The organism is Candidatus Accumulibacter propinquus (genome assembly GCF_056856495.1).
Window position 1 is genome coordinate 587,582 of record NZ_JBSEHC010000002.1, and the last position, 20,259, is coordinate 607,840.

The 20,259-nt window shown below is 62.8% G+C and carries 20 protein-coding genes and 2 pseudogenes; 12 read left to right on the top strand and 10 right to left on the bottom strand.

What is annotated here, in order from left to right; translation table 11 throughout:
- Positions 1-215: 215 nt before the first annotated feature.
- The 6 genes from tsaB to AC15MQ_RS05055 all read left to right on the top strand — a co-directional run bounded on the left by tsaB (position 216) and on the right by AC15MQ_RS05055 (position 4,319).
- Positions 216-893: a tRNA (adenosine(37)-N6)-threonylcarbamoyltransferase complex dimerization subunit type 1 TsaB gene (gene tsaB, locus AC15MQ_RS05030; RefSeq protein WP_483079505.1), complete on the top strand. Its 678-nt coding sequence runs from the start codon at positions 216-218 to the stop codon at positions 891-893.
- Positions 890-1,366: a ribosomal protein S18-alanine N-acetyltransferase gene (rimI, locus tag AC15MQ_RS05035; RefSeq protein WP_287651756.1), complete on the top strand. Its 477-nt coding sequence runs from the start codon at positions 890-892 to the stop codon at positions 1,364-1,366. The genes tsaB and rimI overlap by 4 nt, the downstream gene beginning before the upstream one ends.
- Positions 1,366-2,223 (top strand): uracil-DNA glycosylase, encoded by an 858-nt coding sequence (locus AC15MQ_RS05040; protein ID WP_483079506.1) that lies wholly within the window; start codon positions 1,366-1,368, stop codon positions 2,221-2,223. The genes rimI and AC15MQ_RS05040 overlap by 1 nt, the downstream gene beginning before the upstream one ends.
- A gap of 63 nt (positions 2,224-2,286) precedes the next feature.
- The gene (locus tag AC15MQ_RS05045) at positions 2,287-2,946 is read left to right on the top strand and encodes a LemA family protein (RefSeq protein ID WP_287671389.1); all 660 of its coding nucleotides are present in this window, start codon (positions 2,287-2,289) and stop codon (positions 2,944-2,946) included.
- 3 nt (positions 2,947-2,949) lie between these two features.
- Positions 2,950-3,822: a TPM domain-containing protein gene (locus tag AC15MQ_RS05050; RefSeq protein ID WP_483079507.1), complete on the top strand. Its 873-nt coding sequence runs from the start codon at positions 2,950-2,952 to the stop codon at positions 3,820-3,822.
- The gene (locus AC15MQ_RS05055; RefSeq protein WP_483079508.1) at positions 3,822-4,319 is read left to right on the top strand and encodes a TPM domain-containing protein; all 498 of its coding nucleotides are present in this window, start codon (positions 3,822-3,824) and stop codon (positions 4,317-4,319) included. Before AC15MQ_RS05050 ends, AC15MQ_RS05055 begins: the two co-directional genes overlap by 1 nt.
- Here AC15MQ_RS05055 and AC15MQ_RS05060 read toward each other — a convergent pair.
- The 3 genes from AC15MQ_RS05060 to AC15MQ_RS05070 all read right to left on the bottom strand — a co-directional run bounded on the left by AC15MQ_RS05060 (position 4,316) and on the right by AC15MQ_RS05070 (position 7,585).
- Positions 4,316-4,837 (bottom strand): Lrp/AsnC family transcriptional regulator, encoded by a 522-nt coding sequence (locus AC15MQ_RS05060; RefSeq protein ID WP_287671393.1) that lies wholly within the window; start codon positions 4,835-4,837, stop codon positions 4,316-4,318. The two genes, AC15MQ_RS05055 and AC15MQ_RS05060, sit on opposite strands and share 4 nt — an antisense overlap.
- A 126-nt stretch (positions 4,838-4,963) precedes the next feature.
- Positions 4,964-6,226: a lysophospholipid transporter LplT gene (gene lplT / locus AC15MQ_RS05065; RefSeq protein ID WP_287651763.1), complete on the bottom strand. Its 1,263-nt coding sequence runs from the start codon at positions 6,224-6,226 to the stop codon at positions 4,964-4,966.
- A 138-nt stretch (positions 6,227-6,364) separates the two neighbouring features.
- On the bottom strand, positions 6,365-7,585 hold the full coding sequence (locus AC15MQ_RS05070) for an IS110 family RNA-guided transposase (RefSeq protein ID WP_332335577.1): 1,221 nt from the start codon (positions 7,583-7,585) through the stop codon (positions 6,365-6,367).
- 501 nt (positions 7,586-8,086) lie between these two features.
- Between AC15MQ_RS05070 and AC15MQ_RS05075 the strand changes: the two genes are divergently transcribed.
- The 4 genes from AC15MQ_RS05075 to AC15MQ_RS05090 all read left to right on the top strand — a co-directional run bounded on the left by AC15MQ_RS05075 (position 8,087) and on the right by AC15MQ_RS05090 (position 13,063).
- Positions 8,087-8,989 carry a LysR family transcriptional regulator gene (locus AC15MQ_RS05075; RefSeq protein WP_287671397.1) on the top strand — a complete coding sequence of 301 codons (903 nt, stop codon included), beginning with the start codon at positions 8,087-8,089 and terminating at the stop codon, positions 8,987-8,989.
- Entirely contained in the window at positions 8,989-10,095 is a 1,107-nt protein-coding gene (gene alr / locus AC15MQ_RS05080; protein WP_483079509.1) for an alanine racemase, read from the top strand. The genes AC15MQ_RS05075 and alr overlap by 1 nt, the downstream gene beginning before the upstream one ends.
- Before the next feature lie 16 nt (positions 10,096-10,111).
- A complete protein-coding gene (gene radA / locus AC15MQ_RS05085) occupies positions 10,112-11,485 on the top strand; it encodes a DNA repair protein RadA (RefSeq protein ID WP_287671399.1) in 1,374 nt (457 codons plus the stop codon).
- A gap of 243 nt (positions 11,486-11,728) precedes the next feature.
- Positions 11,729-13,063 carry an NYN domain-containing protein gene (locus tag AC15MQ_RS05090; protein WP_483079510.1) on the top strand — a complete coding sequence of 445 codons (1,335 nt, stop codon included), beginning with the start codon at positions 11,729-11,731 and terminating at the stop codon, positions 13,061-13,063.
- Positions 13,064-13,153: 90 nt separating this feature from the next.
- Here the strand turns inward: AC15MQ_RS05090 and panD are convergent.
- From panD to panB, 3 genes and pseudogenes are all read right to left on the bottom strand, one after another.
- Positions 13,154-13,538: pseudogene (panD, locus tag AC15MQ_RS05095) on the bottom strand (aspartate 1-decarboxylase).
- A gap of 43 nt (positions 13,539-13,581) precedes the next feature.
- A pseudogene (panC, locus tag AC15MQ_RS05100) lies at positions 13,582-14,444 on the bottom strand (pantoate--beta-alanine ligase).
- 18 nt (positions 14,445-14,462) lie between these two features.
- Positions 14,463-15,275 (bottom strand): 3-methyl-2-oxobutanoate hydroxymethyltransferase, encoded by an 813-nt coding sequence (gene panB / locus AC15MQ_RS05105; protein ID WP_483079511.1) that lies wholly within the window; start codon positions 15,273-15,275, stop codon positions 14,463-14,465.
- Positions 15,276-15,592: 317 nt separating this feature from the next.
- Here panB and AC15MQ_RS05110 point away from each other — a divergent pair, with 317 nt between their 5' ends.
- Positions 15,593-15,802 carry a hypothetical protein gene (locus tag AC15MQ_RS05110; protein ID WP_483079512.1) on the top strand — a complete coding sequence of 70 codons (210 nt, stop codon included), beginning with the start codon at positions 15,593-15,595 and terminating at the stop codon, positions 15,800-15,802.
- Here the strand turns inward: AC15MQ_RS05110 and folK are convergent.
- The 4 genes from folK to hda form a co-directional block, all read right to left on the bottom strand.
- Positions 15,799-16,281 carry a 2-amino-4-hydroxy-6-hydroxymethyldihydropteridine diphosphokinase gene (gene folK, locus AC15MQ_RS05115; RefSeq protein ID WP_287671403.1) on the bottom strand — a complete coding sequence of 161 codons (483 nt, stop codon included), beginning with the start codon at positions 16,279-16,281 and terminating at the stop codon, positions 15,799-15,801. The two genes, AC15MQ_RS05110 and folK, sit on opposite strands and share 4 nt — an antisense overlap.
- A complete protein-coding gene (gene pcnB, locus AC15MQ_RS05120; RefSeq protein WP_287651773.1) occupies positions 16,278-17,624 on the bottom strand; it encodes a polynucleotide adenylyltransferase PcnB in 1,347 nt (448 codons plus the stop codon). The genes folK and pcnB overlap by 4 nt, the downstream gene beginning before the upstream one ends.
- An 84-nt stretch (positions 17,625-17,708) precedes the next feature.
- Positions 17,709-18,374 carry a histidinol-phosphatase gene (locus tag AC15MQ_RS05125; protein ID WP_483079672.1) on the bottom strand — a complete coding sequence of 222 codons (666 nt, stop codon included), beginning with the start codon at positions 18,372-18,374 and terminating at the stop codon, positions 17,709-17,711.
- 19 nt (positions 18,375-18,393) lie between these two features.
- Positions 18,394-19,050: a DnaA regulatory inactivator Hda gene (hda, locus tag AC15MQ_RS05130; RefSeq protein WP_287651774.1), complete on the bottom strand. Its 657-nt coding sequence runs from the start codon at positions 19,048-19,050 to the stop codon at positions 18,394-18,396.
- A 150-nt stretch (positions 19,051-19,200) separates the two neighbouring features.
- Between hda and purM the strand changes: the two genes are divergently transcribed.
- Entirely contained in the window at positions 19,201-20,247 is a 1,047-nt protein-coding gene (gene purM / locus AC15MQ_RS05135) for a phosphoribosylformylglycinamidine cyclo-ligase (protein WP_483079513.1), read from the top strand.
- Positions 20,248-20,259: the final 12 nt, after the last annotated feature.

The window sequence follows — 20,259 nt, forward strand, 5'->3', positions numbered from 1 at the left end:
TTGTCAGGTGGACGCGCTGGCGGCGCATCGTTGGAAGTCCCTGCCATTGTATCGGGAAAGCTGGGGACCGACCAAGCGACCACCCGGTTTGCCACCGCCCGTCGCCATCGGTACCGCGAAGCGAGGGCGCATCGCTCGGTACTGCTGACCTTGCCCTCCGCAGTTGGGACGCGCAACGAGCGCAGTCGGTGATAAGGCGGGGTAAAATACGTCGCATGAATCTCCTGGCCATCGAGACTTCGACCGATCTCGGCAGCATTGCCATCTGGCGCGACGGCGAGTTGTTGCGGCGTTACTGCCCGGCTGGCCGGTCCCACTCCGAAACCCTCCTGCCGCTGATCCGGAGTACGCTGCACGAAGCGGGCCTGGGGTTTTCCGACCTGGGCGGGATCGCGTTTGCTGCCGGTCCCGGCTCATTTACAGGGCTGCGCGTCGCCTGCGGCGTGGCGCAGGGCTTGGCATTTGCGCACGCCTTGCCGGTCATTCCGGTCGGCACGCTTGAGGCCATGGCTCTGGCCAGTGGTGGGGAAAAAGTGATTATCCTGCTCGACGCACGCATGGGCGAGGTTTATCACGGCCGTTTTGCCGATAGCGTGCCGCTCGGCGAAGTGGTGGTCTGTCAGCCGTCGGCGCTGCCGCTCCCGGACTCGGGTGGCTGGTTGGCATGCGGCAACGGACTCGCGGCCTATCCGGTGCTGCGTGAGCGCTTGGCTGGCTGCGTAAGCGGCTGGCTTCCCGAGTTGATGCCCGATGCCGGCGCCGTCGCGCGCCTCGCCGCACCACGTCTGGCGCGTGGCGAAAGCGTCGATGCCGCGGCAGCGGCTCCGATCTACGTCCGCAACAAGGTGGCGCTGACGGTGGTCGAGCGCCTGGCCATCGGTGGCAAGGCGTGAGCGCCGTCCTCGCACCGCGCGTGGAAATGCTGCGGATGGGCGGTGGCGACATCGACGAAATGCTGGCTATCGAGAATCGCGTCCATCCGTTTCCTTGGACGCGGGGGAATTTCCTGGACTCCATCGCTTCCGGCTACAGTGCCTGGGGGTGTCGCGTGACCGGTGAGCTGGTAGGCTACTGCGTGTTGATGATCGCCGTCGACGAGGCACACCTGCTCAATATCTCTGTCGCCGAGAAGCGGCAGGGGATGGGATTTGGTGCGCGTGTGCTATCGCATGCCATGCGCGTGGCACGCCAGGCGGGGGCGTTGATCTTGTGGCTGGAAGTGCGTCCATCGAACGGCAAGGCGCTGGCACTCTATCGAAACTTCGGCTTTCAGCAGGTCGGCGTACGCCGCGGATACTACCAGGCGACCGACGGAACCGAGGACGCGCTGGTGATGAAGCATGATCTGGCTGAGGTTTCGGCGTGATGACCGGCAACCCGCCCATTGCGCGTCTGACGCGTGCGGAGTTGTTGCGCGAGATCGGGCTGTCGCCGTTGTGGCAGTTGCGCCCGCAGCCCACAGTCGCGGTCACCCGCCACGTAACACCGGCCAGACCGCCCGCCGAATCGATTCCAGAGTCGCGCGAGGATCTTGCACGCCGACCCCCGTCCACTCCTGTTGCGGCGCCGGCGGCGGCCAGACCAGTGGCGATTGCCCGTATGGGCTGGGATGAACTGCGGCAGAGCGTTGCGGGCTGCAACGCCTGTGCGCTCTGCCAGGGGAGGAAGCAGGCGGTGCTTGGTGTTGGCGACGCGTCAGCCGGCTGGCTGTTCATCGGCGAAGGCCCCGGCGCCGAGGAAGACGCACGCGGCGAGCCTTTCGTGGGACCGGCCGGCAAACTCCTTGATGCGATGCTGGCGGCGATCGACCTGCGCCGTGGCGAGGATGTCTACATCGCCAACGCCGTGAAATGCCGCCCGCCAAATAATCGAACACCGGAGGTGGCCGAGATTTCCGCCTGTGCCCCCTATCTGAAACGTCAGATTGCGCTCCTGCAGCCGCGACTGATTGTGCTGCTCGGCCGCGCGGCGGCACACGCGGTTCTCGGTAACGTAGGTCCGCTGGGTGCTCTACGTGGCAAGCCATTCGAGTTTCCTGCGTCCGAGTGCAATGGGCGCAGGATTCCGGTGGTGGTGACCTATCACCCGGCGTATCTGCTCCGTACACTGCCTGACAAGGCGAAGGCATGGGAAGACCTGTGCCGCGCCCGTGCCCTGATGCGGATGGAGAAAGCGTCTGCGGCCGAGAGCCCTGTCGGCCCTGCTGGTCCGCTTGCCCCTTGAGAAACGAACGAAAACCGCCATCTGGAAGTTGTCTTGTTGATTCCGAGTAAAGGAGAATCTGTGATGCGTATGCGAATTCTGGCCATTCTTGTCATGCTCGCCGGATTCCTGTCCGGCTGCGGCTACAACTCTTTTCAGAGTGGCGACGAGGCGATCAAGTCGGCTTGGTCCGAGGTGCTCAACCAATACCAGCGGCGGGCCGACCTGGTCCCTAATCTGGTCAGTACGGTGCAGGGCTACGCCAGCCACGAAAAGGACGTCCTGACGCAGGTGACGCAGGCGCGCGCACAGGTTGGTGCCATTCAGGCGACGCCGGAACTGGTCAACAATCCGGAAGCCTTTGCAAAATTTCAGCAGGCGCAAGCGGGTCTTTCCGGCGCGCTGTCACGACTGCTGGTGGTCGCGGAGAACTATCCGCAACTGAAGGCCGACGCCGCCTTCCGTGACCTGCAGGCACAGCTCGAAGGGACCGAGAACCGCATCACCGTGGCTCGTAACCGCTACATCAAGGCGGTTGAAGGCTACAACGTGTCTGTGCGCACCTTTCCGAACAATCTCACGGCGATGATTTTCGGGTACACGGTCAAGCCAAACTTCAGTGTCGACAACGAGAAAGCGATCTCGACGGCGCCGAAGGTCGACTTCACCAGGCCAGCCCCAGCGGCACCTGCTCCTGCAAATCCTGCAGCAGGCGGCAAGACCGCGCCCGCACCGAGTTACTAATCAATGCCAGGGCTTCCTGGGCGCTTGCTGGCCTGGCTGTTTGGCCTGCTCCTGCTGTTCGGCGCGGGGCTCGCCGCCGGCGACGAACAGCAGGCGATTCCTGGGCTGGCAGCGCGGGTCACCGACCTGACCGGCACACTGGCCGCCGATCAGAAGGGGAAGTTGGAGGCCAAGCTGGCGGCCTTCGAGCGCAACAAGGGGTCGCAGATTGCCGTACTGATCGTCCCGACGGTCAAACCCGAGTCCATCGAGCAATACGCGCTACGCGCCGTGGAGTCGTGGAAGCTGGGTCGCCGGGGTGTTGACGACGGCGCGCTGCTGCTGGTGGCGAAGGAGGACAGGAAACTGCGTATCGAGGTGGGTTACGGCCTCGAAGGAGCGCTCAACGATGCCACAGCGAAACGGATCATCAGCGAGACGATCAGCCCGCGCTTCAAACTGGGAGACTTCTCTGGTGGTATCGACGCGGGGATCGACGCGATGATCCGGGTGATCGGCGGCGAACCGCTGCCGCCGCCAGGCGTTGCTCCCAGTCGGCGTGCCGACAGCGACGACAACTTCGAAACCTTGTTGTTTGTCGGCTTCGTCCTGGTATTCGTGGTTGGTGGCGTGCTGCGCGCGATTTTTGGACGTCTTCTGGCCGCCGGCATGGTCGGTGTTGCCGCCGGGGTGATTGCTTCGATGCTGATCTCCTCGGTACTGGTCGCCGCCTTGCTCGGTTTCGTGGCGTGCGTGATATCCCTGTTTCTCGGGATGCTGGGTGGGGCCGGCTGGTCGTCGGGTGGTGTATCTTGGGGCGGCGGGGGTGGTTCCAAGAGCGGGTTTTCGGGCGGCGGCGGCAGCTTTGGCGGCGGCGGCGCATCGGGAGACTGGTGATGTATCTGAGAAGACTGTTCCGCCATCTGTTGCTGCCGCACTGGTGGGTGTTGCGTGAATTTCCACCCCGCCTGCTCAGCACGATCGAGCAGGCGGTCAAATCCTCTGAGTCAGGACATTCAGGCGAGTTGCGCGTGGTGATCGAAGCCAATCTGCCACTGGCCGCGCTCTGGCACGCCCAGTCGGTGCGTGCACGGGCGGTTGAGCTGTTTGCGCAGACGCGGGTCTGGGACACCGAGCACAACAGCGGCGTACTGATTTACCTGCAACTGATCGACCGGCGTGTCGAAATTGTCGCCGACCGGGGAATCAACGCCAAGGTCGGGCAACCATACTGGGAGCGCGTCTGCCGGGATATGGAAGCCGCCTTCCGGACTGGGGATTTCGAGGGTGGTACGCTGCTGGCGCTGCGGACGATCACCGAGGCGTTGGCTGAGCACTTCGCCGCGTCTGCTGAAAACTCCAACGAGTTACCGGATGCACCGCTGCTGCTCTAGCCTTCGGCATAACGCACGCGCTGACGCGGCTTGTTCGGCTGCGTCAGGTGATCAAGCGGCAGGACGTGCGTCTGCTTGATCGTCTGCAGGGCAATGCTGGTCTTGATGCGGGCGACACCAGGCAGGCGCAGCAGGCGTTTCATCATCAGTTCCGAAAATTCGGCCAGATCGGGAACGACGATGCGCAGCATGTAGTCTGCGTCACCACTTACCGAAAGGCAGTCCGTTACTTCCGGCATTGCCGCCACCGCGTTTTCAAAGGCTTCACTGGCGGCTTCCCCGTGCCGCTCCAGGATCACCTGCGCAAAAGCGGTGATCCCCAGGCCCAGCGCCGAGGGGGCGAGCAACGCCACATAGCCGGCGATGACCCCGTCTTCCTCCAGACGCTGGATACGTCTGCTGATCTGCGACGCCGACAGACGGATCTGTTCGCCGAGCGTGGCGTTGGTGGCGTTGCCCTTGCGCTGCAGGGCGTCGAGCAGTGCAAGATCATAACGATCGATGGTGATTTTGGACATTATTCGCCATATTGGTGCATGCAGTGTGCGCAGTATAGGGGTTTATGCCGCCATGTGAAACACCACCCTGAAACGTTTCGTGGCTGGCGTGAAACGGCTCAATGCCCGGCCGCGAATGGGCACAGTTCAGTGTGTGCTGTCGTCGAGTTGACTGACGTCGTCGTGGATTTCCTGATTGGCTTCATGGCGGCCTTTGACCAGCCACATGGCACCACTGACAAAGACGCCGAACAGGGTGATCACCAGATAGATCGACAAGTCGGCGCGGATCATCAGAAAGTAGAAACCGGTCAGGGCAAGGATTGACAGGTTCTCGTTGAAGTTCTGCACAGCAATCGAATGTCCGGCCCCCATCAGGATGTGGCCCCGGTGCTGCAGCAGAGCGTTCATCGGCACGACGAAGAAACCGGAGAGGGCGCCGATCAGGACCAGCAGCGGCACGGCGAGCCACAGGTGATGCACGAAGTTCATCACTAGAACAATGATCCCCATGGCGATCCCGAGTGGAATCACGCGCACCGATTTGCGCAAGGTGATCATTCTCGCCGCGCCGGCTGCCCCCAGGGCAACCCCGACGGCGACCACGCCCTGCAGCATGCTCGACTTCGACAAGCCGAGCTGCAGGGCGCTTTCGGCCCACTTGATCACAATGAACTGCAGCGTCGCGCCGGCACCCCAGAACAGCGTCGTGACCGCCAGCGAAACCTGACCCAGGCGGTCCCGCCACAGCAGTGCCAGGCAATGATTGAACTCGCGCACCAGATACCACGGATTCTTGTGCAGGACCCGGTGATCGACGCCAGTGTCCGGAATGTAGATGTTGAACAGCGCGGCCAACAGGTAGAACGTGGCGACAAAGCATAGGGACATCTCGCCGATGCTGTCGACGCCGGTGTCTATGACTGGGAAGTCGATGGTCAGCAGGCTGCTGGCCACCGCGGGCTGGATCAAAGTACCACCAACGACGACACCGAGAATGATTGCTCCGACCGTCAGACCCTCGATCCAGCCATTGGCGACCACCAGCAGGCGGTGGGGCAGGTACTCGGTAAGTATCCCGTACTTGGCCGGAGAGTAGGCGGCCGCACCGAGACCGACCACCGCATAGGCGAGCAGCGGGTGAACATCCCAGTACATCATCGCACAACCGATAATTTTGATGCCATTGCTGATGAACATCACCCGCCACTTGGGCATCGAGTCGGCGAAAGCGCCGACGAAGGCCGCCAGCGCGACATAGGAAACCGTGAAGAAAGTCTTGAGCAGCGGTTCATATTCGCTGGGCGCGTGCATTTCGCGCAGGATCGAGATGGCAACGATGAGCAGGGCATTGTCGGCCAGCGCCGAAAAAAACTGCGCCGCCATGATGATGTAGAAGCCGAAAGGCATTGGATGTGATGAATGCGCCCGTTCTCGAAGTGCAGGCCTTATACCATGAAAGCCGGCAACTTGTTAATGTGAAAGAACCCAGTCTCCAAGCGCACGGGTACCTGACCGCGAGCGGTCATGGAGATCGGTTGTCGTGAATCAAGCGGCTGCGGGGATGAAGCCGAAGCGAGTTAGCGCCTTGATCCAGCGAGAGGCGTTGCGCTGCACGGAGAGCTGCTCATAGTTGGTGGCGGAATCCCGGTAATGTTCGCCACGCTTGAGCATGAAAAAAATGGTGCGCAACATTTTGTGAGCCAAAGCGACGATGGCGCGTTTGTGACCACGACGAACGATCAACGACTGGAACTTGGCCTGGAACGCCGATTTTGTGCGGCTGGCGGCGTGAGCGAACTCACAGAGGAGTCGGCGGACGTAGGGATTGCCCTTGCGGACGCGTCCCGATTTGCGCTTCCCGGCCGACTCGTTGTTGCCCGGACAGAGGCCAACCCAGGAGGCTAGGCGGTCCGAGGTGCCGAAGACGCTCATGTCGCTGCCGATCTCGACGAGCAGCATGGCGGCGCCGATGAGATCGACGCCAGGTAAGGTTTGCAGCAGGGCGAGCGCATTGTGCTCGCTCGCCAATTCGGCGAGCAGGCGGGCGTCGAAACGGGCGATGCGCGCTTCGAGTTCCTCGATATGCCGCAATAGTTCGTCAAGAACGAACACGTGACTCGCGGTCAATTCGCCCTGCAGGGCATCGTGCAATTCCTCGCGGCTGGCTTTGAGACGTCGACTGGCGCGTTGAAGAACCTCATGCGGAGCCTGCCCCCGGAGAATCCCCTTGATCATCGCGCGTGCCGACTGACCATGGATATCGCTGACCACCACGCCCAGACGGATGCCGGCATCGGTCAGCACTTTGTGCATGCGGTTCTTCTCGGACGAGAGCAGCCCGACGAGCTTCTGCCGTTGCCGGGCGATCAGACGCAGTTCGCGCAGTTGGGCCGGCGGCACGAAAGACCCTCGGAGCAGACCGGCTCGCGCCAGGGTGGCCAGCCACTGGGCATCTCCAACATCCGTCTTGCGTCCCGGCACCTGCTTGACGTGACGGGCATTGACCACCGTCGCCCGGATACCGACCGCCTCCAGCGCCGCATACGGACTCTTCCAGTAGATGCCCGTGCTTTCCATGACGACTTCGTCCGGATCAAGCGCCGCCGCCCAGACCGCCAGCTCCCGCCGGTCCCGTTTGAACGCGCCAAATTGCCGCTGCTCGAGTCGTGTCTCGCCGCCCGATTCCTCGATGATCGCGCACGCCGTGACCTGGGCCTGATGAATATCCAGCCCAATGACCCGCTTGTGGATCGGAACCAGTTCCATACCGTCTCCTTTCGCCATAAACTTGAACGCGGGAGGCGGTGGGTGCCAGAACCGAAATTGCCTGAAGGCGACAGGTCGCCAACGGCCCTTTTAATGTGTGCGCTCGATGGCAGCAATCCGGGGTACGAGTCGGTTCAGCGGGTCACGTTAGCTTGCGGGGTCGAGCCGCCAAAATGTTGCGCGACCTCTACCCGCCGCTTCCCAACCCGCATCTTCTTTCATCATCCGGGGCGGCGGCAACTGCAATGACCGTTAGCACTGCCGGGCTTGCCGCACGCACGACTCGCTGGACCGAGCATCCCACGGAAACGTTCCCGGCGGCGTCGATGCAGATCTGCCAGGGCATTCTGAGCCTGCACCTTGCGACGTGCGAGGTTTGCGGGCATGGGGAAGGGTTTCGGCATGCGCTATTCGGGTAGACCAACATGGCTATCTGCTCACTGGCCGGCGGCGCGGATTTGTGATTGAATCTGCGCATAAGTCGAAACAAGGGGATGACTGATGGCTGATCGTCGTTTACAGGTGTTTCATGCGGTGGCCAGGCACCTTTCGTTCACCAAAGCCGGTGAGGCGCTGCACATGACTCAGCCGGCCGTGACCTTCCAGATCAAACAACTCGAAGAGCGCTTCAATGCACGCCTTTTTGACCGGGGAGGCGGACGCATCTCGCTGACGCCGGCCGGTGAACTGGTGCTCGACTACGCTGAACGTATCCTCGGACTATCCAACGAACTCGACATCCGCGTCGCCGAAATGACCGGGGAGATGAGCGGCAGTCTGCTGGTCGGCGCGAGCACCACGATTGCGGAGTTCATGCTGCCACCGATCCTCGGCGAATTCAATGTGCGTCACCCGCAGGTTCGGGCACGCTTGACCGTCGCGCATTCGGAAGCGATCGGTAACGCCATCGCTGCACACACGCTCGACATCGGGCTGATCGAGTCGCACGCCAATCACCCGAGCCTGCAGAGTGAGATCTGTGGTGACGATGAACTGCAGGTCGTGTGCACGCCCAATCATCCGCTGGCCAGGCGTGGCGAAGTCGATGCGCGCGGCCTGCTGACACACGACTTCATTGCCCGAGAGCCAGGCTCCGGTACCCGCGAAGTCACCGACGACTACCTGCGAGCCTGCGGCGTCGAGCCTGAGAATCTCAGGATTTTGATGGAACTGTCGAGCCCGGAAGCACTCAAGGGCGTGGTCGCGACGGGCCTCGGCTGCTCGATCGTGTCACGCGCGAGTTTCGAGAAGGAGCGGCAACTCGGGACGCTGATCGCCGTTCCGCTGCGACCACGTCTGAAACGCACGCTGTCGCTGGTTTATCCCAAGGACCGATTTCGCTCCAAAGTGGTGCTCACCTTTGTCGACTTCGCCAGGAAAAAATTGCGGGAGCTGTCCGTCTGATGCCACGCCCAATCGAAGCCTGTATCGATCTTGCCGCACTGCGTCACAACTATCTGGTCGCCAGGAAACACGCCCACAGCGGTGCCGGCGCGGCGAAGGCCTGGGCAGTGGTCAAGGCCAACGCCTACGGCCACGGCTTGCTGCGCGCTGCGGCGGCGCTAGGCGATCTCGCCGACGGTTTCGCACTTCTCGATCTCGACGAGGCGGTGACGCTACGCGAGGCCGGAATTCGGCAACCGATTCTCCTGCTCGAAGGATTCTTCGAGCACGCAGACCTGGCGGTTTGCGCTCGGCATGGTCTCTCCGTGGTCATCCATCGCCTTGAACAATTGCAGAGCCTGCGACGTGCAGGTCTGCGGCTGCCAATCTATCTCAAGCTCAACAGCGGGATGAATCGCCTGGGTCTCGGCGAGGCACAACTGCCGGCAGTCCGGTGTGAGCTGGCCGCTATGGCGGCGGCTTCGGCGCTGGGCCCGGTAACGCTGATGACGCATTTCGCCGAGGCCGATGCTGCCGGGGGCGAGGCCTGCATCGCCTGGCAACTCGAACGCTTTGCCCGGATGACCACCGCCTGGCCGGAAGCCGCCGGTTTTGCGGTTTCCGTTGCCAATTCGGCGGCGATCCTGCGCTACCCGCAGACCGCCCACGACTGGGTGCGACCGGGAATCATGCTCTATGGCGGCAGTCCGTTCGCCGACCAGGATGCCGCCAGCCTGGAGCTCAAGCCTGTGATGACGCTGCGCAGCCGGATTCTGGCGGTGCAGGAGATCGGCATCGGAGAGCGGGTCGGTTATGGCGGCACTTTTGTCGCGCACCGGCCGACGCGCGTCGGTGTCGTCGCTTGCGGCTATGCCGACGGCTATCCGCGGCATGCGCCAGGCGGGACGCCGATTGCCGTCGCCGGTCAGCAAACCCGGACGCTGGGACGGGTGTCGATGGACATGCTGGCCTGCGACCTGACCGATCTGCCGGAGACCGGGGTCGACAGTCCGGTGGTCCTCTGGGGAGACGGTGTGCCGGCCGATGCAGTCGCCACCTCTGCCGGTACCATCAGCTACGAGTTGTTCTGTGCCCTGGCGCGTCGCGTGCCGGTGCGCACGGTCTGAGTACGGGGGGCAGGGCGTGTCCAGGGCCAGCCTGAAGACCGTATTCACCTGCAGCGATTGCGGTGCCAGCACCGGCAAGTGGCAAGGGCAGTGTCCCGGCTGCGGGGTCTGGAATACGCTGGTCGAAACGCTTCCCGAAGCGCCTCTCGGCGGTGGCCAGAAACGCTTTGAGCCGATCGGCGGCGCGGCGGTACTGCAGACCCTTTCCGACATCGAGGCGCGCGAGGAAGACCGCCTGCCGACCGGGATCGGAGAATTCGACCGGGCACTGGGTGGCGGCCTGGTCAGCGGCGGCGTGGTGCTGATCGGTGGCGATCCGGGGATCGGCAAGAGCACGCTGTTGCTGCAGGCGCTTGCGGCCTTATCCACCGCGCACGCAGTGCTTTACGTCAGCGGCGAAGAGTCCGGCCAGCAGATCGCGATGCGCGCCCGACGCCTGTCGCTCGAAACCGGCCAGCTCAGACTGCTCGCCGAGATCAATCTCGAACGTATCCTGGCCACCCTGCGGTCGGCGCAGCCGCAGGTGGCGGTGATCGATTCGATCCAGACGCTGTGGTCCGAGCAACTGAGTTCGGCACCGGGATCGGTCGCGCAGGTCCGTGAATGCGCTGCGCAACTCACGCGCCTGGCGAAACAGACCGGCATCACGGTAATCCTGGTTGGCCATGTGACCAAGGAGGGTGCCCTGGCCGGTCCACGCGTGCTCGAGCACATCGTTGACACGGTGCTTTATTTCGAGGGAGACACGCACTCGAGTTTTCGTCTGATCCGAGCGGTCAAGAACCGTTACGGCGCGGTCAACGAGATCGGTGTTTTTGCGATGACCGACCGCGGTCTGAAAGGGGTGAGCAATCCCTCGGCGATCTTCCTGTCGCAGCATGGTACCGATGTTCCCGGCTCCTGCGTGCTGGTCACCCAGGAAGGTACCCGGCCACTGCTGGTCGAGATCCAGGCGCTGGTCGATCAGGCGCATGGCAACCCGCGTCGTCTGACGGTGGGGCTCGATGCGCAGCGTCTGGCGATGCTGCTGGCGGTACTGCACCGCCACGCCGGGATCGTTTGTTTCGATCAGGACGTTTTCGTGAACGCGGTCGGCGGTGTCAAGATCGCCGAACCGGCGGCCGATCTCGCAGTGTCGCTGGCGATTGTATCGTCGCTGAAGAACAGGGCGTTACCAGCGAAACTCATCGTCTTTGGCGAAGTCGGCCTGGCCGGAGAAATCCGCCCGGCGCCACGTGGCCAGGAGCGCCTCCGGGAAGCCGCCAAGCTCGGTTTCACACGCGCGATGATTCCTGAAGCCAACAAACCCAGACAGGCCATTGCCGGCATCGAAGTCTTGGCCGTGCGACGCGTCGAGGAAGCCGTACAGCGGCTGCGCGAGCTGGACTAGAAGCCGCTCGTGCGAGGCGCAGCGAGTCGATCACCGAGGCACTGGCGGCACCGTCCCTGAATTGCCCATCCGTCCTCAACCGAACATATAGCATTATCCGACACTGGATCGCACGCACGCGCCGGGACTTTTCCTTGCTTCCTGCAGGTATTTGTTTACCATCCTAGCGATTGAGTCCAAGTCCTGAAGCGCTTGGGCTTTTCGCCTGAAGCGTGGCACACAATTCTGTGGAGAGAAGGAAATATGGCCGTAGCGCCCGAAACCGCCATCATGGCGCTGTACTGTGACTTCGAAAACGTTGCGCTCGGTGTGCGCGATGCCAAGTACGACAAGTTCGACATCAAACCGGTGCTCGAGCGGTTGCTGCTCAAGGGCAGTATCGTGGTCAAGAAAGCCTATTGCGACTGGGAACGGTACAAGGGTTTCAAGGCCACCATGCACGAGGCGAGCTTCGAGTTGATCGAAATACCGCATCTGCGACAATCGGGCAAGAACTCGGCCGACATCCGGCTGGTCGTCGATGCCCTGGATCTGTGCTACACCAAGTCACATGTCGATACCTTCGTGATCATCAGTGGCGACTCGGATTTTTCACCTCTGGTTTCCAAGCTGCGTGAGAACGCCAAATACGTGATCGGGGTGGGTGTCAAGCAGTCGACTTCAGACCTGCTGATCGCCAACTGCGACGAGTTCATCTTTTATGACGACCTGGTGCGCGAAATGCAGCGATCGGCACGGCGGGATTCGAAGGAGGCACAGCCAGTAGTCAGGCGCTCGCCTGAAGAGGATGCGCAACGCCGGGCCGAGTTGGAGGAGCGCCGAAGCAAGGCTATCGAGTTGGCCGTCGCCACTTTTGATGCGTTGGTCGCGGAACGTGGCGACAGCAGCAAGATTTGGGCGTCGATGCTCAAGGAGGCGATCAAGCGGCGCAAGCCCGATTTCAGCGAATCGTATTACGGCTTCCGGGCCTTTGGGAACCTCCTTGAAGAGGCACAGGCGCGTGCGTTGCTCGAGATTGGCCGTGACGAGAAATCCGGGACCTATGTCTTTCGCAGCAACGGAATATCAACACGCGCTGAAGCAACTGCCGAAGCGGTGGCTGAAACGCTGCCGCTGGCACCGGTTGAGCCGGTCGCGGATGCAGATGCAGCAGTTGCCGAGGAATCCCGCCCTCAATCTGGCGCGCTGCGAAAGGGGGAGGGCCGGCGCAAGGTGGCAGAGAAGGGCGTCAAGCGGGTCAGGGAACCCCGGACGGTCAAGCAGCAGGGAGTGGCGACGGTCGAGCTCGCTGTACCAGTCACGGAAAGTGTGGCGACCGACGAGGTGATTCCCTGCGCGACCGTCGAAGCGGTGCAGGTCGCTCCGGAAGCCGAAACCCGGCAGGACAGCCCGGAACTGCCGTCCATCGCTGACGCACGCGTGGCAGAGACTCCTGCCGACCCGATTGCTGCTGCCACCGGCGCGGCCGAACCGGTGACGGCGGACGACGGGACAGAAGAAGCCAAGCCAGTCAAGAAACCGGCCAGCCGCAGTCGTCGCCCGCGCAAACCGAAGGTGCTGCCGGAAGAAGCGCCCTGATCTGTACCCTCTCCCGTGACGGGAATGGGTCAGCAGAAAAAAGCCGCGACCAGTGTCGCGGCTTTTTCGGCAGGGTAGCGGCGTGTGCCGTCAGGCTGCCGCCTGAGTCGGAACTTGGCCGGCGATGCGCACAATGCGGTTTTGCGTGTCAACGTAGATCAGTTGCGGCGCGTATTTGGCAAGTTCGACTTCGGTATACGCCGCGAAGCTGGCGATGATCAGGATATCCCCCGGCGCCGCGCGACGCGCTGCCGAACCATTCACCGAGATGACACCGGATCCGCGCTCGGCGCGCAGAGCGTAGGTCGTGAAGCGCTGCGCCGTTGTTGACATTCCAGATGTCGATCTGTTCGTACTCACGAATGTTCGCCGCATCGAGAAGGTCTTCGTCGATCGCGCATGACCCTTCGTAGTGAAGTTCGGCGTGCGTGGCGCTGACGCGGTGCAGCTTCGACTTCAGCATGGTTCTCTGCATGGAATTTCACCGGTTTAGAGTTTGGGGAAGCGAATTGTAGCGGCTAATGGCCACCTGTCAATGCCCGCTCGCCAGCGTTGATTTCGACATTGTCGATGAGTCGCGCGACGCCCAGGCGGCTCGCCGCAAGGACCACCAGCGCCTGTTCTTCGGGGGCTTGCGGCACCTGCAGGTCTGACTGACGCCGCACTGCAACATAGTCCGTCTTCCAGCCGTTGCGGTCGAGTTCGCCAACGGCTTCGCTTTCAAGGCCGACAAAATCCCGGTTACCGTCGGCAGCATTGCCGTTCCGATGTGTTTCAGGAGGCGTTGCAGGCGGGGAGCCTCGGCACGTTCTGCCGCCGACAGGTAGGCGTTGCGCGAAGACAGTGCCAGTCCGTCGTCGGCACGCACCGTTTCGCCGCCGACGATCTCGATCGGCAAGGCCATCTGGCGCGTCATGTTGCGCAAGACCAGCAGTTGCTGATAGTCCTTCTTGCCGAACAACGCCACCTGCGGTTGGACAATGTTGAACAGCTTGAGAACGACGGTGGCGACACCGCGGAAGTGACCCGGGCGGAACGCGCCGTCGAGTTGATGCTGAATCTCCGGCGGGTCGACATGGTACTGCTGTGGCTCGGGATAAAGATCGGCCTCTCCGGGTGCGAACAGGACGTCGACTCCGGCGGCGGCCAGCTTCTCGCAATCGGCCTGGAAGGTGCGCGGATAACGGTCGAAGTCGTCATTGGGCCCGAACTGCAGTCGATTGACGAAGATGGTGGCCACCACCGTGTTGCCGTGGGCGCGGGCCTGGGTCATCAGCGCGATATGGCCGGCGTGCAGATTGCCCATCGTTGGCACGATGGCGATACGGCCACGGTTCTGTAGCGCTGCGCGCAGTTCGGGGATCAGCGAATGGATCTGCATGGTCTTGGCCAACCTCTTTCAGTAGCAGTGTTCCGGGCCCGGGAAGCTGCCGTCCTTGACCGCAGTGACGTAGGCGGCGATGGCTGCGGCGATGGATGCCTGACCGTCCATGAAGTTCCTGACAAAGCGTGCCTTCCGTCCAGCGGAGATGTCCAGCATGTCGTGCAGGACGAGCACCTGGCCCGAGCATTCCCGGCTGGCACCGATACCGATCGTCGGTATCGTGAGCTGGCCGGTCACTTCGGCCGCCAATGCCTGCGGGATGGCTTCGAGGACGATCAGGCCCGCGCCCGCTTCCTGTTGTGCAAGTGCATCGGCGATCAGACGGGTGGCTCCCGAATCATCCCGACCCTGAACACGATAGCCTCCGAGCTGATGCACCGATTGCGGGGTCAGCCCGACGTGCGCGCACACCGGGATTCCACGTGCGGTCAGGAAGTGGGTCGTTTCGGCCATATCGACGCCGCCTTCGAGTTTCACCATCTGTGCCCCGGCGGCCATCAGTGTAACGGCATTACGCAGGGCACGCTGGGGACTCTCCTGGAACGTGCCGAAGGGCATGTCGGCGATCACCAGCGGACGCCTGCACCCGCGAGTGACGCTCGCCGTGTGGTAGGCGATGTCGGACAATGCGACCGGCAATGTCGAGTCGTGGCCCTGCAGGACCATCCCGAGCGAATCGCCGATCAGCAGGGCGTCGACGCCGGCCGCATCGCAGACCTGTGCGAAGCTCGCATCGTAGCAGGTCAGAACGGCGATCTTTTCACCATTGGCACGCATCCTGGCAAGATCGAGCTGCGTCAATCGGCGCGTCGCAACGTGGGTGGACATGGGTTTACTCTCCCGGGTTGTAGTGGTCGCGGATCAGTTTTCGGTGAGCGGGGTCACGGGGCTGGTGCCACCGGCGCCCCTCGCCATTCCTCTTTGAAACGGCGCCTAGGATACACAGAGCGGCCCGAAGATGCTCAAGTTTGAGGGGAGCCTGACTGAAAAAAGGCGAAACGAACCCTGGTCGCCGGGGTCGTGGATTTGCCAGGTCGCGCCACCGGCGCGGGGTCGCCCTGGCCGCCGGAAACATCCGGTAACACGTCGTTACGGACCGAACCGCCGCTGCTGCGTTAATGGGTTGTGACCCGTTGGAGAACCCCATGAAAACTCTTGTCCTCGCTCTTCTTGCCGTTGCCGGTCTGGCTGGATGCGTCGTTGTTCCCGCCGAACCGGCGGCATTTGTCGGAGTGCCGCGGGTGTATGTCAACCCGCTACCGCTGGTCGTGGTCCCGGGACGACCGTCCTACTACGGTTATGGTGGGGGCTATGGTCGTGGCTATGGAGCACCACGTTACCGTCCTTACTATTAGGCCGCCAGTTTTTCGATGCGCTGCATGCTGACTGCCGGCAGCCAGGCGACGGCGCTACCGCGGCCGGGAATGCGGCAGTGCGGCGCAATCTCGAGCAAGGGCGCGAGCACGAAGGCGCGCAAGTGCATGCGCGGGTGCGGTACGCTCAATGGCAGGCTATCGACGACGAGTTCATCGTATAGCAGCAGGTCGAGGTCGAGGGTTCGCGGCGCCTGATAAAACTCGCGGCGCCGACCAAAGCGGCGTTCGACCGCGAACAGGGCGTCGAGCAGCTGCGGCGGCGGCAGTCGGGTCGCCAGTGCGGCCACGGCATTGATGAAATCGGGTTGACCACGGATTCCGACCGGAGCAGTGCGGTACAGCGAGGAGAGGCGCAGCAGGCGGGAGTCGGGGACGTTGGCCAGGGCAGCACTGGCCGCCCGGACCTGGGCCACCGGATCGTCCAGATTGGCGCCCAGCGCGACGAAGGCCAGGTTCATTCAGGGAGGCTCGCGCCGCTGCCCGATGGCGGACGGCGACGGCGGCGCTTTCTTGCCTCGCCGGGTGGTTGCGGCAACAGCATGTCCGCTCGACCCTCGTCGCTGGCATGCAGGAAATCGGTCCACCACGTGCCAACTTCCGGAGCCACTTCGCCGGACTCGGCGCGCAGCAGCAGGAAGTCGTAGCCGGCCTTGAAGCGTGGCTGTTGCAGGACGCCGTAGGGCCGTTTGCCGGAGCGCTGCTCGAAGCGTGGTTGCAGTGCCCAGATATCCTTGATGTCTCCGGCGATACGACGGGTAATCGCGAGCTTTTCCGCCTGCACGTCGAGCACTTCGTCCATCGCCAGGAAGAGGGCGGGGATCACCGGTTCGCCGCGACTCTTCAGCAGATCCCACTTGACCAGCACCTCATTCCAGAGCAGCGTCGCAAAAAGGAAACCGGGCGACACCGGCTTGCCTTCGCGAACGCGACGATCGGTAGCGTCGAGTGCCAGCATGACAAAACGTTCGCCGAGCGGCTGATCGAGAATCACGTCGAGCAACGGCAGCAGGCCGTGGTGCAGTCCTTCCTCGCGCAGCCGTGTGACGCAGCGTACGGCGTGCCCCGACGTGAGCAGCTTGAGCATCTCGTCGAACAGACGCGAGGGGGGCACATTCTCGATCAGGTCGGTCATCTCGCGGATCGGCCTGCTGGCCGCCGGGTCGATCAGCAGGCCAAGCTTGGCCGCCAGACGAACGGCGCGCAGCATGCGTACCGGATCTTCACGGTAGCGCGTCTTCGGGTCGCCGATCATGCGCAGCGTCTTCTGCTGCAGGTCGGCGACGCCATGGTGATAGTCAACGATGTTTTCGGAGGTCGGGTCGTAATACAGCGCGTTCACCGTGAAATCGCGTCGTGCCGCATCTTCCGCCTGGCTACCGAAGACATTGTCGCGCAGGACACGGCCTTGCTCGTCAGTCTGTGCCGTGTTGCCGCCCTGTTCGCCGTGATGGCCCCGGAAAGTGGTTACCTCGATGGTTTCCGCACCCATATTGACGTGTACGATCTGGAAGCGGCGGCCGATGATGCGTGACCGACGGAAGCAATGGCGAACCTGTTCTGGTGTGGCGTTGGTGGCGACGTCGAAGTCCTTCGGCGTCAGCCCCGCCAGCAGGTCGCGCACGGCACCGCCGACGACATACGCCTGGTAGCCGTTCTCCTGCAGCGTGGCGATGGTCCGCTGACAACCGCGACTGATCTGGTCCCGTTGCAGCCCGTGCTGGACGACGGCGATGACCGCCGGTTGCCCGGAACTGGCGGTACCTTTTCGTCCGAGGACGCGGGATATGAACTTGCGGATCATCGCTGGTGATTTATTCTCTTGCGCTGTAGGCGCGGCATGATAGCGGATATTACGCTGGCCGGCAGTCCTAGATTGGCCAATTGCTCAACCGCGGAGGCTGATCACCGGCCATCCGGCGGCCTCCGCGTGTGCGCACAGGGTAGGGTCGGGATCGACGGCCACCGGGTTGCTGACCCTGGACAGCAGCGGCAGGTCGTTTTGCGAGTCGCTGTAGAACCACGAGCGCTCGAAACTGCTCCACCAGAGGCCCATCGCCTCGAGCCAACTTTCGACGCGGGTGATCTTGCCTTCGCGAAACGATGGCGTGCCCCGCGGCTGTCCGGTGAATTGGCCGTTCACCTGTGCCGGGATGGTGGCGATCAGATGCGCGATCCCGAACTCGTGGATGATTGGTCCGGTGACGAAACTGTTGGTCGCGGTAACGATGGCGCACAGGGCGCCGCGTTCGCGATGCTCGCGGACCAGCGCCCGTGCCTTGTCGCCGACCAGCGGCAGGATATGTCGGGACATGAATTCGCGCCGCCAGGTGTCGAGCAAAGCACGCGGGTAGCGCGACAGCGGCTGTAACTGGAAGTCGAGAAAGACGTCGATATCGAGTGTCCCCGCCTTGTATTGCTCGTAGAACTCGATGTTCCTGGCTTCGTAAAGCGCGCGGTCGAGAATCCCCTTGGCGATCAGGAACTGCGCCCATTCAAAGTCGCTGTCTCCGGCGATCAGCGTGTTGTCGAGGTCGAACAGGGCAAGGTCCATCATATGGCTTTCGGGCAGATCAGAGATTCAGGGACGTCTGCAGAACCTCTCGCAGCAGCGGCAGGGTGATTGGGCGCTTCTGCTCCAGCGAGTAACGATCAATCGCCACGAGCAAGGCCATGAGGCTACGCATATCCCGTGGCGCGCGCGAAAAGAAATAGTTGAACGCTTCAGGAGGCAGGACCAGGCCGCGGGCACTGGCCAGCTCGGCGAGTGTCGTCAGCTTCTCGATGTCGCTCAAGGGTTGCAAGCGGTACAGCAGGCCGCTACCGAGGCGCGTCCGCAGATCTTCCCGCAGAATCAGTCGCAAGGGCGGCACGCTGGCCGCAGCGAGCAGGCGCCCGGCGCTGGCCCGCAGACGATTGATCAGGTTGAAGAGCACAATCTGCCCGCTCTCACCGAGCGCCTCGACGTTGTCCACAGCACAGAAGTCCGTCGCCGGATCCAGGCCTTCCAGCTCAGGGTCAAGCCGGGCATCGCAGTAGGGCGCCTGGCACGCCTGCAGGAGATGCGACTTGCCGGCTCCCGCGTCACCCCAGATGAAAAACAGCGACTCGCGGTTGGCTGGCGCCAGCCAGGCGGCCAGACCCGTCAGCGTTTCAGCGTTGCTGCCGGCGACAAAATTCTCGAAACTCGGGGGGGCTTCGGGCAGCAAATCAAGGATCAACTGGCGCATCGGGAATGGCTTGAACTCAGATGTGGGCGCGACGAGCAGCACGCGGGAGGGTCATTTCGGATAAGATTGCGCTTTTCAGGCGATCAGGGTGCCGTGCCGCATTCTACCACTGCGCGGCAGTCGCCAGCCTTGCTCGGGACCAGCCACAAGATGACTCAGGACTCTTTATCCTATCGCGATGCCGGTGTCGACATCGACGCTGGCGATGAACTCGTCGAACGTATCAAGCCGTTCGCGAGAAAAACCATGCGCGCCGGCGTGCTCTGCGGCATCGGTGGTTTCGGCGCCTTGTTCGAAGTGCCCCGGAACTACCGCGAACCGGTGCTCGTTTCTGGTACCGACGGCGTCGGCACCAAGCTGAAGCTGGCTTTCGAACTGCAGCGGCACGACACGATCGGCATCGACCTGGTGGCGATGAGCGTCAACGACATCCTCGTGCAGGGCGCAGAGCCGCTGTTCTTTCTCGATTATTTCGCCTGTGGCAAGCTTGACGTCGATACCGCCGCGGATGTCGTCAAGGGCATCGCCAGGGGCTGTGAACTCGCAGGCTGTGCACTGATTGGCGGCGAGACAGCCGAGATGCCTGGCATGTATCCCGTGGGCGAATACGATCTGGCGGGCTTTGCCGTCGGTGTCGTCGAGAAGTCGAGGATCATCGACGGCTCAACGATCGTGCCTGGTGATGTGGTGATTGGCCTGCCGTCATCGGGCGCACATTCAAACGGCTATTCGCTGGTCCGCAAGATCATTGCCCGCGCACAACCCGATCTGACACTTGCCTTCGACGGTGAAGCCACGCTCGCCGATGCGATCCTGGCGCCGACGCGGATCTACGTCAAGCCGGTGCTGGCGCTGATGCAATTGCTACCGGTCAAGGGCCTGGCGCACATTACCGGTGGCGGCCTGACCGGCAACGTTCCGCGCATCCTGCCGCCACAGGTCAAGGCCGTGATCGCGACCGCCGCGTGGCCGCGCCCGAAACTGTTCGACTGGCTGCAGCGCGAGGGCGGCGTCGCCGACTGCGAAATGCACCGCGTTTTCAACTGCGGCATCGGCATGGTCGTAGTCGTCGCTCGCGAAGACATGCAACAGGCTCTTGAGATCCTCCGCGACATGGGAGAACCGGCGGCGGTGGTCATCGGCAGCATCAAGCCGCGCTACGATGGAGAAGCGGGGACCATTGTTGTTTCCGGGTAGCTGCGATGGCAC